Raw genomic sequence first — 16,461 nt, 5'->3', positions numbered from 1 at the left:
CCCTCACATGCCTGAAATTCTGATCGTCGACGACAGCGTCAGCGTCCGCAAGGCGCTAGAAATCACCTTCCGCAATCACGCCCTGGACAGCCGCAGCGCCTCGAGTGGCGAGCAGGCCCTGGACATGCTCGACGAGGCGGCGGCGGCCTGTGACCTGCTGATGGTCGACGTGATCATGCCCGGCATGAGCGGCCTGGAACTGTGCAGCCGTCTCAAGGCCGATCCACGCTCGGCGCACCTGCCCGTGATCCTGATGAGTGGCAACGTGGACGACGAGGTCCGTGCGCAGGCCCGCGAAGCCGGGGCCAGCGGCGTGCTGCGTAAGCCCTTCCGCTCCGAGGAGCTCATTCCGCTCGTGCACGAGGTGCTCGCCGCTCACCGCCAGGCTGCCGGAGAAAAGGCTGCCGACCCTATGCCCACCGCGCCGGCGATCGACAATGGCGATCTGGGCGCCCTGAACGCCCTCCTGCAGACCTACGAGGACCACCCCCAGGTGCGCGACGTGGTGATTCTGGACCGCCAGGGCCAGCCCCTGAAACAGACCGGCAACGTGCTGCCTGAGAACATTCAGCTGTTCGCCCGCTTCTTCACCAATACGGCCGGGGTGCTGGGCCGCCAGATGCTCGGCGAGGACATCGACCAGGTCAGCATCCGCTACGGCGCGCACCAGATGGTCATTCACAACCTGCCGGGGCATTTCGTGGTTGTGCTGATGGGTGCTCCGGAAGGAACGGCGCGCGTCGTCAACTGATTCCGGCGCTGGCTGAGGCAGGGGGGATGTGCCCCCGCCTCCTGCGCAGCCACTGGACAGCCGGGATTCCGCGTGTCGGACCTGCATCTGCAAAGAGCCCGGATGCGCGTCCGGGGCCCGGAATGTCCGTGTTCGTGGAGCGGACCACGAGTCTGACCGGTGGTCCCGGCCCTGTCCGGGATAAAAGAACACCGGCCGCTTGACCCCCATCGGGTGGCCTTGGGTGCGGCTCCTGTCCGAATTGCGTCAGTTGGCTGAAGTTAACGTGGAGTCATGATTCGGACACCGGTGCCCACCAACGAGGCCGCACGACTTCTGGACCTCGCGGGCTACGGCATCCTGGATACCCCGGCCGAGGCGAACTATGACCGCATCGTGCGCCTCGCCGCGCGGCTGCTGGGGGTGTCCTCGGCCATCCTGAATTTCGTGGACGAGGACCGCCACTGGAACAAGGCGGCGGCCGGCACGGCACGCACCGAGCTGCCCCGCTCCGATTCGCCCTGCGCCTGGGTGGTCTCGCAGGACACCCCTCTGGTCGTGCCCGACCTGCGGGAGGACGAGCGCTTCGCCGACCTCGGGCTGGTCCGGGGCGGCGCCCGGATGTATGCCGGTACGTCGCTGGTCACGCCGCGCGGCCACCATGTGGGAACACTATGTGTCTTTGACACGGCCCCGCGCTGCCTGGGCGACGACGACCTTCAGGTGCTTCAGGACCTCGCGGCGCTCGCGGTCAGTGAGCTGGAGCTGCGGCGCCATACCGAGGAGCTGGGCCGGCAGCTCGGCGCGCAGGACCTGTACTCTGCCGGGCTGCAGCGTGAGCTGGACAATGCCAGGACGCTCGAAGCGGTCACGGCCCTGAGCAACATGAGCGGTACCCCCCAGGAGATCACCGGGCATGTGGCGCAGCTGCTAGGTGAGGCGGTCGGAGCCGACTGGACGGCGCTGGTGACCATTCAGGGCGAGTGTACCTATGTGCGGGTGGTACATTCCCAGTCGGACTTTTCCCCGGCGCTGAACGAGATCCTCCAGCAGACCGACCGGCAGAGCAGTGGTGTGACGGCCACCCTGTTGGGCGCGCAGCAAAATGTCTATGTCGACCATTACGCCGCGCATCCCGCCGCGGTGCCGGACGCGGCGCAGCTGGGCCTGCGGGCCGTGGCCTGGGTTCCCCTGGGACTGTGGGAACAGGAGCAGGACCGGGCAGTGTTGGTGGTGCTGCGGGCCGGGGGCGAGGAGCGGCGGCCGTGGCGGGCGAGCGACCGCGCGCTACTGGAGGCCGCGGGCCGCAGCATCCGCAGCGCCATGCAGCGTCACGACGCCCTGGCCGCCGCCACCCGGATCTCCAGACAGGACGCCCTCACCGGGATCGGTAACCGGCGCGCCCTGGAAGAGGCTCTGGCCGCCGCACCCGCGAGCGACTGGACCGTCACCCTGATGGACCTCGACGGGTTCAAGGGACTCAACGACGCGGCCGGGCACGCCGAGGGCGATAAGGCGCTGAAGGTCTTCGCCGGGGCGCTGGCGGCCGAGTTCGCGCTCGACGGCCGGGTGTACCGTTTGGGGGGAGACGAGTTCGTGTTGCTGCTGCCCGGACTGTACCCCGAGGACGAGGTGCTCGAACGTATCGACCTCGCGGTGCTGGCGGTCCGGCAGGTCGCCCCCACGCCGCTCGGCGTCAGTACCGGGACGGTGACGACCCAGATGGGCGTCCTGGAAGAGCTATTGGAGATGGCCGACACCCGCATGTACGCGGCCAAACGGCGCCGTAAGGACCGGATGGTGGAGGTTGGGGTCTGACCTCCCTGAAACCCGGTCTGTCTCATTGCTGACAGCGGGGGTATTTCGGCGCGTGCCACCTTCGGTCATGACGACTTTCAAGACAGGGGACCGGGTGAAGTGGAACAGCCACGGCGGCGAGGCACACGGCGAGGTGGTGCGCGTGGCCCACGAGGACGGAGAGGTCGCGGGCTTTCACTACCGCGCCAGCAAGGACGATCCGCGCTACGTGGTGCGCCTCGAAGACGGGCGCCACGCCGCCCATACCGCTGAGGCGCTCTCGAAGGCCTGACAGGAGTGAGGGCCGGGCACGAACACGGCCCGGCCCTCACCCGGTGGAGGTCAGACCAACGAAGGCTGACGGCCCAGCGCCCGCAGGCGCAGCATGCTCGCCAGGAATACCAGAGCGCTGACGAAGGTCAGCCCCAGCAGCGTCAGGAAGGCCGTCCCGGCGCCCAGGCTGGGAGCCAAGGCCGCGAAGGTGAGGGGGAGGACGAAGCCGCCCAGGCCACCCAGCAGCCCCACTAGGCCGCCGACCACGCCCATCTGGCCGGGGTACCACTGCGCGACCAATGTGTAGGTGCTGGCCTTGCCTACCCCCATCCCCACGCCGACCACGGTGGTGAGCAGCACGAAAGGTGCGATTGGGAGTTCACGGGTCAGTGGCAGCAGCCCCAGCAGCATGACCGCGAAGGCCGCGACCGTCACGACGCGCGGCCCGAACCGGTCGCTGAGGTGGCCGCCCAGGGGACGCAGCAGGCTGGCCGGAAAGATGAACAGTGCCGTGAGCAGCCCCGCCTCGGCCAGGGGCAGGCCGTAGTGGTCCACGTAGAATTTGGGCAGATACAGGCTCAGGGCGACGTAGGCCCCGAAGAACACCACGTAGTACAGCCCGAAGCGCCAGACCTGCGCCGCAGCCAGCGGGCGCAGCCAGTCGCCCAGCGTGCGCGTGGCCTGCCGCGGCGTGTCGGCCGGGGTGAAACGGGCCGTGAGCAGCCCTACTCCCACCAGCAGGAGCGAGAACACGAAGGGCACGAACTGCCAGCCGCTGGGAATGAGCAGTCCGGCTGGCACCAGCCCCACGAGCAGGGGCGCGGCCAGTTTGGTGATGCTGGCGCCCGCGTTGCCTGCCCCGAAGGTGCCCAGTGCGAGGCCCTGGCGCGCGGCTGGCACCCACTGCGCGATCCAGGCGTTGCCGACTGCGAAGCTCACGCCTGCGAGACCCACACCCAGTGCCAGGGCCAAAATGACCCCGTAGCTGTGTGCGAAGGCCAGGGCCAGGGCGAAGCCGGCCGTGACGAAGGTGACCCACAGGAACACTGTCTTGCCGCCCAGACGGTCGGCGAGCAGTCCGGCGGGCAGGCGTAGCAGAGAGCCTGTCAGGACCGGAATGGCCGTCAGGAGGGCGAACTGCGCGTCGCTGAGACCAAGCTGCCGGCGGATGGGCAGGGCCACGATGGCGAACATCACCCATACGGCGAACATCAACGTGAAGCCGGCGGTGGACCAGGCGACGACCCGGCGGGCGTCGGCGGACAGGGGAGCGGCAGCAGAATGCGTCATGTCAGACCTTCCTTGGGAGAGTGCGGGGTGGAGGAGACAGGGCGGCGATCTGCGGGCGGGGGCCTGGACTGGAGACGTTGTGGGGAAGGTAAGGGCGAGCTACAGGGGCGCGGCCGCCCTGATGTGGGCCGGAACCCCGACGAGCGGCGCGGGCAGCCCTGCCGGATGCCCGGCGGGGTGCAGCGTCAGGGCCGTGCCCTTGAACTGCGGCATACGCGAGTGCGGGTCCAGGGTGTCGGGGTCGGTCAGGAGGTTGGCGGTCTGCGGCCAGTGGAAGGGCAGAAATACGGTGTCGGGGCGGATGCCGGGCGTGAGGGCCACCGGCAGGACCGTCTCGCCGTGCGCCGTGCGTAGCCGTACCGGGTCGCCCGCCTTCAGGCCGTACTCGGCAGCGGTGTCGGGGTGTAGTTGAGCGGTGGCCTCGGCTCTCAGCGCGGGGTTGCGCCGGCTCTGGGTGCCGCTCTGGTACTGGTTGCCCAGCCGCCCGGTGATCAGGGTCAGGCTTCGCGGCGCGCCCAGCGTGACCCGCACGTCGGGTACGTGCAGTGTCGCCAGCCCGCCCGGCGTGGGATAACCGGGGGCGTAGGCGTAAGGCGTATCGGGGCCGTCCGCCGACTTCACCGGCCACTGGGCACTGGCGCGGTCCAGGCGCTCGGCGCTCAGGCCGCTGTAATCGGCCTTGCCGCCCCTGGTCGCCGCGAAGAACTCGTCCTGAAGCTCGCGGAAGCTGCCGTATGTAAAGCCCTGGGGCCGGCCCACGGCGGCGGCGAGGTCGCACAGAATCCGCCAGTCCTCGTGGGCGGCTCCCGGCGCGGTCATGGCCTTGCGGCGGCGCTGCACCCGGCCTTCGAGGTTGGTGGTCGTGCCCTCCTCCTCGCACCACATGCTGCCGGGCAGGACCAGCGTGGCGAGCTGCGCGGTCTCGCTGGGCAGGAAGTCGATGACGATGAGGTGCTTGAGCCCCCGCAGGCGCTCGGTCACCTGCCCGGCCCCCGCCGCACTCACCACCGGGTTGCTGCCCAGCACGATGAGGGCCTCGACCCCTCCCTGATCGGTGGGCTGGCCGCAGGCGTTCAGCAATTCCTGGGCGCTATATCCCGGCTGCGGCAGGTCTTCCGGCGCCATGCTCCACAGCGCGGCCATCTCGGTGCGGTGACGGGGGTCGCGCAGGCTGCGCGCGCCGGGGAGCTGGTCGTTCTTCTGGCCGTGCTCGCGCCCGCCCTGGCCGTTGCCCTGGCCGGTCAGGGTGGCGTAGCCGCCGCCCGGCTTGCCGAAGTGCCCGGTCAGGAACGCGAGATTGATGAAGGCCTGCACCGTGTCGGTGCCCTGCGCGCGCTGCTCGGGGCCGCGTCCGGTCAGGATCAGGGGTTTGGCGGCGTCGGCGTAGGCGTGGGCCAGCGTGATGAACTCGGTCTCGGGAACGCCGCATTCGTGGGCCACGCGGGCGGCCGGGTAATCGTCGGCATGGCCCAGGACCTCGGCCATGCCGTGCGCTGGGGCAGTCGGGCGAATCTTGCCCCACCGCTTCATCTGGTGCAGCAGCCCCAGCGCCAGCACGCCGTCGCTGCCGGGGCGCAGGTTCAGACCGCGCCCGGCGACCTTGGTGGTGGTCGTGGCGCGTGGGTCGACGGCATAGATCACGCCGCCCCGGTCCTTGGCTGCTTTGAGGTACTGCATGATCGGCGGCAGCGTTTCGGCAACGTTGGCCCCTACGAGCAAGATGAGGTCGCTCGTACCGATGTCCGCCAGAGGAAACCCCAGGCCCCGGTCGTAGCCCACCGTGCGGTTCATCGCCGTGCTGGCCGAGGCCATGCAGTAGCGGCCGTTGTAGTCGATGTTGCCTGTACGTAGCGCCACGCGGGCGAACTTGCCCAGCAGATAGGTCTTCTCGTTGGTCAGGCTGCCGCTGCCGAACACCCCTACCAGCCCCGGGTCGCGCTCCAGTAGGGGCGTCAGCGCTTCACGCACGTAGGCCATCGCCTCGGCCCAGCCCACCGGGACGAGTTCGCCGCCCCTACGCAGCAGCGGCGTGCTCAGGCGGTCGGGATGGCGCAGGTCACTCAGGGCCGACAGCCCCTTCTTGCACACCGTGCCGTGCGCCACCGGGCAGTCCTTGGTCGGCGTGACCTTCACCGGCAGCCCGCCTTCCAGGTGCAGGTCGAAATTGCACTGCACGGCGCAGTACGGGCAGGTGGTCCGGACCGTGGTGGGGGAGGGTGTCCTCATAGCCGTCACCTTGGCGGGAGAGGGAATAGTCTGTCAACCCCGAATTTGCCGAACGTACCTCTTTTTAGTGACGCAGAACAAAAATTGTCTCCTAAAACTAGATTAGGTGACAGATATTTGTCGGTTGTCCAGATATTTTTTGACAAACAGATAGTCTTCCGGCCCAATGGCTGGAGAGGCCTGCCCGTCGGCTCTTCCCGCCGGCCCCCGCTCCCCCCGCTCTTCGGAGGCGTTTTTCCATGACTGACTTTGCGACCCCCCAATCTGCGTCCCCGGTCCCCCACGTCCTGATCATCGGCAACGGCATGGTCGGCCACCGTTTCGTGGACGCCCTGCGTGCCCAGGCCGGGGAAGGTGCCCTGCGCGTGACGGTGATCAGCGAAGAGTCGCGCCTCGCCTACGACCGCGTGCGCCTCAGCAGCTTTTTCGACGATCCGCAGCCCGACCTGTCCCTGACCACTCCGGACGGCTACGCCGCTCAGGGGGTGGAGGTGGTCTACGGCCGCGCCCATGCGGTGAACACCGCCGCGCGTACGGTGACGGTGGGCGACCGCGTGCTGGCCTACGACGCCCTGATGTTCGCCACCGGCAGCTTTCCGTTTGTGCCGCCGGTGCTGGGGAAGGATGCGGCGGGGTGCTTCGTGTACCGCACGCTGGACGACCTCGAAGCGATCCGCACGGCCGCCATGGGCGCTGGGCGCGGCGTGGTGATTGGCGGCGGTCTGCTGGGGCTGGAGGCCGCCGGGGCGCTGCGCAAGCTGGGGCTGGAGACGCACGTCGTCGAGTTTGCGCCGCAGCTCATGCCCGCGCAGCTCGACCCCGAAGGTGGGCGCGCGCTGCAGAACATCATCGAGGAGATGGGGATCGGCGTGCACACTGCCAGGGCCACCCGCGAGATCACGCTGGATGCAGCGGGCCGCGTGACCGGCCTGGACTTTGCCGACGGCAGCCGCCTGGACGCCGATCTGGTCGTGTTCTCGGCCGGCATCCGCCCGCGCGACGACCTCGCCCGTGCCAGCGGCGTGCCGGTGGGCGAGCGCGGCGGTATTCAGATCGACAACCACTGCCGCACCGGCACGCCAGGCGTGTACGCGGTGGGCGAGTGCGCGCTGCATGACGGCCGCATCTACGGTCTGGTGGCCCCCGGTTACGCGATGGCGAAGGTGGCGGCCGCGAACGTCCTGATGGACCTGGGCGTGCTGCCCGCCGCCGAGGTGCATTTCACCGGGGCCGACCTCTCGACCAAGCTCAAGCTGCTGGGCGTCGAGGTGGGCAGTTTTGGCGACGCCAGGGGCACGACGCCGAGCTGCCGCACGGTGAGCCTGAGCGACAACGTGCGCGGCACCTACTCCAAGCTGGTGCTCTCGCCCGACGGCACGAAGGTGCTGGGCGGCCTGCTGGTAGGCGACACCTCGCGCTACGGCGACCTGCTCGACCTGACCCTGAGCGGCGCGCCCCTCACCGTGCCGCCCGAAACCCTGATCGTGCCGCCGCTGCCGGGTGGGACTGCGCCCGTGCTGGCCTCCAACGCCCTGATCTGCTCGTGCGAGAACGTGCACAGTGACGCCATCTGCGGCGCGATTGCGGGGGGCGCGCGCGACGTGGCCACCCTGAAAAAATGCACGGGCGCGGGCACCGGCTGCGGCGGCTGCGTGCCCAGCCTGCACGGCCTGCTCCAGAGCGAACTTGCGCGCTTGGGCGAGACCTTTTCCAACCATCTGTGCGAGCACTTCGCGTACTCGCGCCAGGAACTCTTCGACCTCGTGCGGGTCAGAGGCCACCACACCTGGGACGAGGTGCTGGGCGCGCACGGCCACGGCCTGGGCTGCGAGATCTGCAAGCCGGCGGTGGCGAGCATCCTGGCGAGCCTCTACAACGAGCACGTCCTGAAGCCGGGACACGCGCCCCTTCAGGACACCAACGACGCGTTCCTGGCAAACATCCAGAAGAACGGCACCTACTCGGTCATGCCGCGCGTGCCGGGCGGCGAGATCACCGCCGAGGGCCTCATCGCCATCGGGGCGGTCGCCAAGCGCTACGGCCTGTACTGCAAGATCACCGGGGGGCAGCGCATTGACCTGCTGGGCGCGCAGCGCGACGACCTCCCGGCCATCTGGGAAGAACTCATCGCGGCTGGCTTCGAGAGCGGCCACGCCTACGGCAAGAGCCTGCGCACGGTCAAGAGCTGCGTTGGCAGCACGTGGTGCCGCTACGGCGTGCAGGACAGCACCAGCCTCGCGGTGCGCCTGGAACTGCGTTACCGGGGCCTGCGCAGCCCGCATAAACTGAAGAGCGGCGTGTCGGGCTGCACCCGCGAGTGCGCCGAGGCCCGCAGCAAGGACTTCGGGATCATCGCCACCGAGAAGGGCTGGAATTTGTACGTGGGCGGCAACGGCGGTGTGACCCCCAAGCACGCGGTGCTGCTCGCCTCCGACCTGCACGGGGACGAGGTCGTGCGGCTGCTCGACCGCTACCTGATGTTCTACGTGCGCACCGCCGACCGCCTCCAGCGCACCTCGGTCTGGCTGGAAAACCTGGACGGCGGCCTGGACTACCTGCGCGCCGTGATCCTGGACGACCGCCTGGGCATCTGCGCCGAGCTGGAAGCCGAGATGGAGCGCCATGTGGCGAGCTACGAGGACGAGTGGGCCCGCGCGGTCCAGACTCCCGAGATCCGCGCCCGCTTCCGCACCTTCGTGAACAGCGACGCCCGCGACGACGGCGTGCAGTGGGTGGACGAGCGCGGCCAGATCCGCCCCGCCGACCTGCCTGCGGGCCTGTCTCACCTGACCCCACTGCCGATGGCCGGGGGCGACGACTGATGCTGGCCCTCTCCCCATCTGTGACCGACAAGGAGGTTCTCGCCATGACCACTTCGACTGCATCACCTCCCAGCCCCGTTCCGGCTCCGCGCTCCTGGACGCGCATATGCGCTCTGAGCGACATCCTGCCTGGTGCTGGCGTCTGCGCACTGGTGGGTGGACAGCAGGTGGCGGTCTTCTCGGTGGCCGGCGAGGTCTTCGCGCTCGGTAACCGCGATCCCTTCACCGGAGCCAACGTGATGTCGCGCGGCCTGACGGGCAGCTATGCGCGCGCCGGCGCCGGTCCGAAAGAGGTGGGCCTGAAGGTCGTCTCGCCCCTGTTGAAGAACGCCTTCGACCTGCGCAGCGGCCAGAGCCTCGACGATCCGGCCGTCTGGCTGCCGGTGTACGCCGCGCGCGTGGACGGAGGTGACCTGTGGATTGGTTCGCCGGACTGAATGTACTGAGCCTGGAGTCGCGCCGCGCCGACGAGATGGCGGTGCTGATCGGGAAGTACCGGGGTGTGCCGATGGTGGCGCCCAGCATGGCCGAGCAGAAACTCGACCTGAGCGGTGTCCTCGACCGCTTCGAGGCCGATCTGGCGGCGGGACGGGTCGACGCCGTGGCCTTCATGACCGGGGGCGGCACGCGGCTGTTCCTGCGCGACCTCGCGGCGCGCGACCCCCGGCACCTCGACACCCTGCGTGGCCTGCACCTCGTCGCGCGCGGCAATAAACCCATGCAGGCGCTCAAGACCTTCGGACTGACAGGAGTCAGCGTGCCCCGGCCGCATACCTGGCACGAGGTGCAGTCTCACCTGCTGGAGACCCTGAAACCGGGGCAGCACGCGGTCATCCTGGAATACGGCGAAGCCGCGCCCGCGCCCATGCTGCGTGAGCTGGAAGGGCGTGGGCTGCGGGTGACCAGCGTGCCGGTCTACCGCTGCACCTTTCCCGAGGATACCGCTCCACTCGCCCGCGCCGTCGAGGCGACCGCCGCAGGGCAACTCGACGTGCTGCTGCTGTCCAGCGGCACGCAGGTCCTGCACTTCCTGAAATACGCCGAATCGCTGGGGCAGCTCGCTGCGGTCAGGGCGCAGCTACGCGGCATGGTGGTCGCCAGCATCGGGCCAGCGTGCAGCGAGTCGGCCGGCGAACTGGGGCTGCGGATCGACCTGGAAGCCAATCCGCACAAGATGGGCATTCTGGTCCGCACGGCGGCCGAACATGCGCCCACCCTGCGAGGCCGTTTTCTACAGAGGCAGGCGGGCTGACCGGGCCCGCTCAGGCCAGGCGGGCCGTGGGCAGGGCCGTTTCCGAGATGGCCAGGGCGGCCCACTGCGAGGGCGCGGTGTCCTGCCGGCAGCCCCCGCCGGGATGCCGGATCGCCTCGCACAGAAAGCTGACCAGCGGCAGCCGCAGGCGACTCGTCTTCATAACGTAGGAGCCGTGCACGCAGGGACCGACCACGCGGTCATCCGGGCACTGGTACACAATCATGACGAGCTCTCCTCGCCGGATATCCGGCCGGTCGGATTCGAGCACGCGGCCGCTGAAATACCGCCGCGTTGACCCGTGGTCGTCTTTCCAACTTCCGTACAGAAGCGTGGTCGGGCAATCCTGCCGGGGCCTAGTCATGCCTTCACTGCAACACTCCGCCCAGTCGTGAGGACGAGATTCTTCTGTCTTCACCTTCGGCTGCGTGAGGCATGGTCATCCGGTCAGATGAATGTTCATTTAAAAAGCGCCGTCACTCTGGCCTCTGTATGAGTGGCGGTATCTGTACGGGACTTCTCTGCGGGCGCTCACCCCACCGGAAGAACAGCCCTCAGGTGGCCGCCCCGCGTCCAGCCCGGAAGGGAGGGACCGAGACTCACAACGACTGGCTGCCCGCCCCGGCAGGAGCGGGTCCGCTGTTCAGAGCGTGCCCCCGATGCCGGTCAGGTTCTGACCGCTGGCCACGGACAGCGCCGCCAGGGCTTCCAGGACGTTGTTCTGGGCCTGCAGGCGGCTGTACTGCGCCTTTTTCAGGGTGAGCTGCGTGGCCTGCAGGTCAACTGCGCTGATGGTCCCGCTCCTGAGCCGCGCGGCATCCTGGGTGTAGGTCTTCTGGGCGGCGGCCTCGCGGTTCAGGGCGACCTGCTGGAGTTCGTAGGCGTTCTGGGCTGTCTGGTAGGCGCTGGCGAGGGTCTGGGCAGCCGTCTGTCCGGCACTGCTCACGCTGCGCTGCGCGTTGGCGAGGGCCGTCTGGGCGTCTTGCAGGGTGCGTGCGGGCGTGAAGTCGTTCGTGGCGAGCTTGACGCTCAGCTGTGCGGCCGCCAGTTCGTTGTTCGCGGATACGAGCGCGCTGAGGTTGTTCAGGCCACCCTGTAGGCCCGCCAGGGTCGTGCTCAGCTTGGGCACGTTCACGGCGCTGCCGGCCCGCACGCCGCTGCCCAGGCCGGTCAGGGTGGCGAGGCGGGCCGAGGCGAGCGTCACCTGCGCGCGGGCGTCGGCGAGGGTCTGAGTGCTGGCCGAGAGCGTGTTCTGGGCGTTCTGTACGTCCAGTGCCGTGGCGTTGCCCAGTCCCTGTTTGACCCCCGCCACCTGCACGGCCTTCTGGTCGGTCTGGACCTGCAACGTCTGGACCTCCACGTTCTCCTGGGCCTCGAGCAGCGCCGTGTAGGCCCCGACGGTGCTCTGCAAGGTATTCATGCGCGCGCCGCGCAGACTGGCCTGCGCCAACGTGGCGGCGTTCTGCGCACTCAGCTTGGCGGCCACCAGGCTGCTGGGATCGGCCTGCGCGGCGCGGTTGGCGGCCTGCGCCTTGTCGAGGTTGGCCTGCGCGGTCTTCACGTCGCTGTTGTTGCTCAGGGCGGCCTGCACGGCGCTGCCGGCGCTGGTCGCAGTTCCGGTCTGGGCCAGCGCCGGCGCGGCGAGCAGCAGGGCGCCGAGCAGGGCAGACAGGGAACGAGTCGGTACGGGTCGGGTATGGGGGGTGGTGCGCTTCACTGGAGGCCTCCGGCGGCGTTGTCGAGTTGAATGAGGTTGATCTGAGCGGTCAGGCGAGCATTCTGCAGCGCGCGCTGCGCCTGTCCCAGCGCGAGCCCGGCCTGGGTCACGTCGTCGGCCGTGCCCACCCCGGCCGCGAGGCGGGTCTGGGCGGTCTGGACGCCCAGACGGGCGACCTCGACCCCGGTGGCGAGACTCTGGAGGGTGATCAGGCCCGACTGCGCTGTGGCGTAGCGGGTGCGCACGTTCAGCTCGGCGTTCTGCTGGGTCACGTTCAGGGTCAGCTGCGCCTGGGTCACGTTCGCCTGCGCGGCCGAGACCTGGGCCTTGAGGGCCGGCGAGTACACCACGTAGCTGCCCGTCACGCTGGCGACCACGCGGTTGGTGCCCCCCGCGGAACTGCCAGAATTCAGCGGCACGGTGTATCCGGCCGAGGCTGTACCGGCCTTGAGGTTCAGGCTGGCGTTCAGGCCGCCGCTGCTCGCCGGGCCGTAGCGTACGGAGGCGGTCAGGTCCGGCAGCGTCTGGTCGCGCCGCTGGTCGGCCAGGGTCTGCTGCGCGTCGGCGAGGTCGTTGCGGGCGCTGACCACGTCCGGCAGGGTGGTCCGCGCCCGTGCCACGAGCGCCGCGAGGTCCGGCAGCGCGAAACTCTCGGGCGGAGCGGTGACGAAACTGACCGGCCCCAGGTCGGTGCCCAGCGCTGCGCCCAGCCCCAGCCGCGCGGCGTCGAGGCTCGCGCGGGCCTGCAACTGCGAGGCCTGCGCCGACTGGACGGCCGCCTGGGCACTCAGGACGTCCTCATCGGTAGCGTTGCCGCTCTGGCGCTGGGTCTGGGCAACCTCCAGCTGACGCTGGCGCAGGGTCAGGGTCTGGTCGGCCAGGGTCACGTCCTGCGCGGCGATCACGCCCGCGAGGTACTGCTGCACCACATTGAGCCGCGCCGCCGCCTGGGCCGCGACCAGCCGCGACTGTGCCAGTGTCAGGCTGCGCTGGGCCGCCTGCAGGCTGTTCTGGCTGCTCGACCAGGGCAACAGGCCCAGGCTCACGTTCACGCCCGCGCTGCCGCTGAGACTGCCCTCTGTAGTGGTCTCGCCGCTGCCGTCGGTCACGGCGCTGCCTCCCGTATAGCCCGCGCTGCCGCTCACGCTCACGCTCACGCTCAGGCCCAGGGCGGCGCGCGCGGCGTTCAGGTTGGTCTGGGCCACCTGCACGCTCAGCGCCGCCTGCGTCACGCTGGGGGCCTGGGCCAACCGGGCCAGGGCCGTTTCCAGAGTGAGATCGGTGGCCCCGGCGGCGCTGCCGGCAGCTGTCTCGGGGATGGCTGTCGGTGTCGCCGGAGCTGTGCTGGCTGGTGCGGCGGCCGGGCCTGTCTGGGCGGCTGCCAGCGGGCCCAGACCCAGGGCCAGGGTCAGCAGGGTGGTCCGGGCGCGTGAGGGCCGGCGCAGGGGAGGGGCGTTCATGGGGGGCAGCATCGCGCAGTTAAGAGAAGGCGGCGCGCACCTTTTTTGAAGATTTGTCGAAGATGGCTGCCCGGCCCTTCGCATGGCCTTCACGGCCGGCGCCTACCATGCGGTCATGAGCGCCCTGATCTTGATCGTCGAGGACGAGCCGCAACTCGCGGAGGTGCTCGAAGCCTACGCCCGGCAGGAGGGCTACCGCACCGAGCGGGCCTCCGACGGCAACGCGGCCCTCACGGTGTTCCGGGCGGCGCATCCCGACCTCATCCTCCTCGACGTGATGTTGCCGGGGCGCAGCGGCCTGGAGGTCCTGAAGACCGTGCGCGCCAGCAGCGCCACCCCGGTCATCCTGGTCACGGCGCGCGCCGAGGAGACCGACCAGATCGTGGGCCTGGAGCTGGGCGCCGACGACTACGTGGTCAAGCCTTTTCGCCCCCGCGAGGTCATGGCGCGCGTCAAGGCCGTGCTGCGGCGCGCCAGCCAGCTTCTCGGGGATCCCGAGGACCGTCCGCTGCGGGTGGGCAGCCTGGAGGTGGACCGCCGCGCCGTGGCCGCCCGCGTGGACGGGCAGGCGCTGAATCTCACGCCGGCCGAGTTCCGGTTGCTCGCGCAGCTCGCCGAGGTGCCGGGCCGGGCCTTCACCCGCGAGGAACTGCTGGCCCACGCCCTGCCCGACAGCGACGCTCTGGAACGGGTCGTGGACGCCCACCTCGCCAGCGTGCGGCGCAAGCTCGACGCGGCGGGCGCTTCCGGGATGCTACGCACCGTGCGCGGGGTGGGCTACCGGCTGGAGGCGGATTCTTGACCCAGAATCCGGGCTCCCCGCTCCCGGAGGGGCCGTCGCCGGGCGGCGTGCCCGACTCGCGCCGCGCGCCGCCGTTGGCGGCCGTCCTGCTGCTCGCCATGCTGGGGGTGGTGGGGCTGGCGCTGGGCAGCACGTTCTTCTTCTCCAACCTGGCGGTCGAGCGCGAGTTCCGGCGGCTGCCGCCCGAGGTCCAGACCTACCTGCGGGCCCAGCAGGCCGCCCAGCGCCAGGGACAGGTCCTGACACCCACGCCGCCGGTTCCCGAGATCCGCACCGGGTCGCCTGCCGACCCCTACCTGCCGCCCGGCTGGAGCAGTCCCGGCGTGGCGGGCGAGACGGTCACGGCCGCCGGGCGCGTGACGGTCGTCGAGGACGGTGTCCGGGTGCGCCGTATCCAGACGACCGGGAGCGGGACGGGGACGGCCGCTCAGGGAACCGACAATGGGAATGGCAGTGGCCGCCGCTGGGTCCCGCCGGAAGTCCCGAGATCACAGGATTTCCTGCGCAATATCCAGGACAGTCTCGTACAGGTCGGGCTGGTCGCGGCGCTGGCGTCGGCGGCGCTGGCCTTCTGGCTCTCTCGCCGGCTGGCGCGGCCCATCACGGCCGTCTCGCAGGCGGCCCGCCGGCTGGCGCAGGGCGACCTGGCGGTGCGTGCTCCCTGGCCGCCGGCAGCTTCGCGCGTGGCCTGGGCGAGTGGCGAGCGCGAGATCATCGACCTGGCGCGGTCGTTCAACGAGATGGCCCAGAGCCTCCAGGCGCTGGAGCGCGAGCGCCAGCAGGCGGTGGCCGATATCGCCCATGAGCTGCGCACGCCCATCGCGGTGATGCAGGCCCGGCTCGACGCCCTGGAGGACGGTGTGTATCCGCTGAACACCGACCAGATCGCCCTGCTGAGCACCCAGACGCAGCTTCTGACCCGGCTGGTCGGTGACCTGCGGACCCTGACCCTGGCCGACGCCGGGCGGCTGGCTCTGAAGTTGCGCGACACTGAACTCGGGGACCTCGCCGCTGAGGTCGTGGACGGCTTTCAGGACCAGGCGGCACGCCGGGGCGTGCAGCTCGACGTGCTGACCGCCTCCGCCCCGCTACGTGCCGACCCCGACCGGGTGCGTCAGGTCGTGACCAATCTCGTCGAGAACGCTCTGCGCCACGCCCGCGCGCAGGTCCGCGTACAGGTCGAGCCCGGCGAACAGGGCGTGACCCTACTCGTCGACGACGACGGCTCGGGCATTCCCGCCGGGAGCCGCGAGGCGGTGTTCACCCGCTTCACCCGCCTTGATGAGAGCCGGGCCCGCGATACGGGCGGTAGTGGCCTGGGCCTCGCCATCGTGCAGGCACTCGCCCTGGCGCACGGGGGCGCGGCCCACGCCGACAAGAGTCCTCTGGGCGGCGCACGCCTGAGCGTGACCTTTCCTTATGCTCAGCCGTTGCCTGCGCCTTAGTGAGACAGTCCTGTCGTCCTTTCCAGCCGTCTTCAGTCTCTACCCACCCGGGTCAAGGAGCGCCGGTCATCCACTGGTCTTGTCGGGCTCACGCCCCTGTTGCTTTCTGCATCTCCGGTGTGCTACTCTTTGAGCAGATTCAGGTCCTGGGTTGTTCGCTCTGTAAGCTGGGTTGTCATCAACCCGCAGAAGTGTGTATGATCTAGATCTAGAATTTCCCAAGTACGCAGTGAAAGGCGCACGAGGTAAGACCGTGTGCTGTTGTTGTTCTTGGTCAAGGGGTTGAGTATGGCTAACGGTAAAGTTAAGTGGTTTAACGCAGAGAAGGGTTTCGGTTTCATCGAGTCGGCGGGTAGCCCCGACGTGTTCGCGCACTTCAGCGCGATCCAGAGCAGCGGCTTCAAGAAGCTCAACGAAGGCGACGAAGTCGAATTCGAGATCGAAGAAGGCCAGCGCGGCAAGGGCCCCCAGGCCAAGAACATCGTGGTGACCAAGGCCGCTCCGGCCGGTTCCTACAACGATCGTCCGGCTCGCCGCGACGACCGCTGGTAAGTCTCACCTTAGTGAATGGGAGTCCTTCGGGGCTCCTTTTTCGGTTTACTCTTACCCGAAACCCTGCTCCAGTCAGAACGGAGTAGGATTTTTGC

Annotated in this window: 14 protein-coding genes; 9 read left to right on the top strand and 5 right to left on the bottom strand. The window is 69.4% G+C overall.

Annotation, left to right across the window (positions count from 1 at the left end; genetic code table 11):
- Nucleotides 1-7 precede the first annotated feature (7 nt).
- From ASF71_RS11020 to ASF71_RS11010, 3 genes are all read left to right on the top strand, one after another.
- Complete coding sequence (locus ASF71_RS11020; protein ID WP_056299593.1) at nt 8-751, top strand: response regulator; 744 nt, start codon at nt 8-10, stop codon at nt 749-751.
- Between the two features lie 273 nt (nt 752-1,024).
- Nucleotides 1,025-2,548 (top strand): sensor domain-containing diguanylate cyclase, encoded by a 1,524-nt coding sequence (locus ASF71_RS11015; protein WP_082505943.1) that lies wholly within the window; start codon nt 1,025-1,027, stop codon nt 2,546-2,548.
- Nucleotides 2,549-2,615: 67 nt separating this feature from the next.
- On the top strand, nt 2,616-2,819 hold the full coding sequence (locus tag ASF71_RS11010; RefSeq protein WP_056299590.1) for a DUF2945 domain-containing protein: 204 nt from the start codon (nt 2,616-2,618) through the stop codon (nt 2,817-2,819).
- Between the two features lie 50 nt (nt 2,820-2,869).
- Here ASF71_RS11010 and ASF71_RS11005 read toward each other — a convergent pair whose 3' ends face one another.
- Both ASF71_RS11005 and ASF71_RS11000 read right to left on the bottom strand, forming a co-directional pair.
- Nucleotides 2,870-4,090: an MFS transporter gene (locus ASF71_RS11005; RefSeq protein ID WP_056299587.1), complete on the bottom strand. Its 1,221-nt coding sequence runs from the start codon at nt 4,088-4,090 to the stop codon at nt 2,870-2,872.
- Between the two features lie 99 nt (nt 4,091-4,189).
- Complete coding sequence (locus tag ASF71_RS11000) at nt 4,190-6,316, bottom strand: molybdopterin oxidoreductase family protein (protein ID WP_156372742.1); 2,127 nt, start codon at nt 6,314-6,316, stop codon at nt 4,190-4,192.
- Between the two features lie 239 nt (nt 6,317-6,555).
- On the opposite strand from ASF71_RS11000, the gene nirB reads away from it, so the two are divergent.
- The 3 genes from nirB to ASF71_RS10985 are packed head-to-tail and all read left to right on the top strand — an operon-like array spanning nt 6,556 to nt 10,390.
- Nucleotides 6,556-9,138, top strand: coding sequence for a nitrite reductase large subunit NirB (gene nirB / locus ASF71_RS10995; RefSeq protein WP_056299581.1), 2,583 nt, complete (start codon nt 6,556-6,558; stop codon nt 9,136-9,138).
- Between the two features lie 44 nt (nt 9,139-9,182).
- A complete protein-coding gene (locus ASF71_RS10990) occupies nt 9,183-9,575 on the top strand; it encodes a nitrite reductase (NAD(P)H) small subunit (protein ID WP_056300494.1) in 393 nt (130 codons plus the stop codon).
- The gene (locus ASF71_RS10985) at nt 9,554-10,390 is read left to right on the top strand and encodes a uroporphyrinogen-III synthase (protein ID WP_056299578.1); all 837 of its coding nucleotides are present in this window, start codon (nt 9,554-9,556) and stop codon (nt 10,388-10,390) included. The genes ASF71_RS10990 and ASF71_RS10985 overlap by 22 nt, the downstream gene beginning before the upstream one ends.
- Nucleotides 10,391-10,400: 10 nt before the next feature.
- Here ASF71_RS10985 and ASF71_RS10980 read toward each other — a convergent pair whose 3' ends face one another.
- From ASF71_RS10980 to ASF71_RS10970, 3 genes are all read right to left on the bottom strand, one after another.
- The gene (locus ASF71_RS10980; RefSeq protein WP_056299573.1) at nt 10,401-10,616 is read right to left on the bottom strand and encodes a hypothetical protein; all 216 of its coding nucleotides are present in this window, start codon (nt 10,614-10,616) and stop codon (nt 10,401-10,403) included.
- Between the two features lie 417 nt (nt 10,617-11,033).
- Complete coding sequence (locus tag ASF71_RS10975) at nt 11,034-12,107, bottom strand: TolC family protein (RefSeq protein WP_056299569.1); 1,074 nt, start codon at nt 12,105-12,107, stop codon at nt 11,034-11,036.
- Nucleotides 12,104-13,567 carry a TolC family protein gene (locus ASF71_RS10970; RefSeq protein ID WP_056300490.1) on the bottom strand — a complete coding sequence of 488 codons (1,464 nt, stop codon included), beginning with the start codon at nt 13,565-13,567 and terminating at the stop codon, nt 12,104-12,106. Before ASF71_RS10970 ends, ASF71_RS10975 begins: the two co-directional genes overlap by 4 nt.
- 115 nt (nt 13,568-13,682) lie before the next feature.
- On the opposite strand from ASF71_RS10970, the gene ASF71_RS10965 reads away from it, so the two are divergent.
- The 3 genes from ASF71_RS10965 to ASF71_RS10955 all read left to right on the top strand — a co-directional run bounded on the left by ASF71_RS10965 (nt 13,683) and on the right by ASF71_RS10955 (nt 16,366).
- Nucleotides 13,683-14,369, top strand: a complete 687-nt coding sequence (locus ASF71_RS10965; RefSeq protein WP_056300488.1) for a response regulator transcription factor — start codon at nt 13,683-13,685, stop codon at nt 14,367-14,369.
- A complete protein-coding gene (locus tag ASF71_RS10960) occupies nt 14,366-15,814 on the top strand; it encodes a cell wall metabolism sensor histidine kinase WalK (RefSeq protein ID WP_235514349.1) in 1,449 nt (482 codons plus the stop codon). The genes ASF71_RS10965 and ASF71_RS10960 overlap by 4 nt, the downstream gene beginning before the upstream one ends.
- 288 nt (nt 15,815-16,102) lie before the next feature.
- A complete protein-coding gene (locus tag ASF71_RS10955; protein ID WP_056299566.1) occupies nt 16,103-16,366 on the top strand; it encodes a cold-shock protein in 264 nt (87 codons plus the stop codon).
- Nucleotides 16,367-16,461 lie beyond the last annotated feature (95 nt).

Source organism: Deinococcus sp. Leaf326, assembly GCF_001424185.1.
Taxonomy (GTDB): Bacteria; Deinococcota; Deinococci; order Deinococcales; family Deinococcaceae; genus Deinococcus.
The sequence above is the reverse complement of the archived record's forward strand: the minus strand, read 5'-3'. Positions and strand labels throughout refer to the sequence as shown.

Excerpts from the sequence above, each read along its gene's own strand:
- ASF71_RS10990 (WP_056300494.1), top strand. The coding sequence starts at position 9,183 with ATGACCACTTCGACTGCATCACCTCCCAGCCCCGTTCCGGCTCCGCGC.
- ASF71_RS10955 (WP_056299566.1), top strand. The coding sequence starts at position 16,103 with ATGGCTAACGGTAAAGTTAAGTGGTTTAACGCAGAGAAGGGTTTCGGT.
- ASF71_RS11010 (WP_056299590.1), top strand. The coding sequence starts at position 2,616 with ATGACGACTTTCAAGACAGGGGACCGGGTGAAGTGGAACAGCCACGGC.
- ASF71_RS10965 (WP_056300488.1), top strand. The coding sequence starts at position 13,683 with ATGAGCGCCCTGATCTTGATCGTCGAGGACGAGCCGCAACTCGCGGAG.
- ASF71_RS11015 (WP_082505943.1), top strand. The coding sequence starts at position 1,025 with ATGATTCGGACACCGGTGCCCACCAACGAGGCCGCACGACTTCTGGAC.
- ASF71_RS11000 (WP_156372742.1), bottom strand. The coding sequence starts at position 6,316 with ATGAGGACACCCTCCCCCACCACGGTCCGGACCACCTGCCCGTACTGC.
- nirB (WP_056299581.1), top strand. The coding sequence starts at position 6,556 with ATGACTGACTTTGCGACCCCCCAATCTGCGTCCCCGGTCCCCCACGTC.
- ASF71_RS11020 (WP_056299593.1), top strand. The coding sequence starts at position 8 with ATGCCTGAAATTCTGATCGTCGACGACAGCGTCAGCGTCCGCAAGGCG.
- ASF71_RS10970 (WP_056300490.1), bottom strand. The coding sequence starts at position 13,567 with ATGAACGCCCCTCCCCTGCGCCGGCCCTCACGCGCCCGGACCACCCTG.
- ASF71_RS10980 (WP_056299573.1), bottom strand. The coding sequence starts at position 10,616 with ATGATTGTGTACCAGTGCCCGGATGACCGCGTGGTCGGTCCCTGCGTG.
- ASF71_RS11005 (WP_056299587.1), bottom strand. The coding sequence starts at position 4,090 with ATGACGCATTCTGCTGCCGCTCCCCTGTCCGCCGACGCCCGCCGGGTC.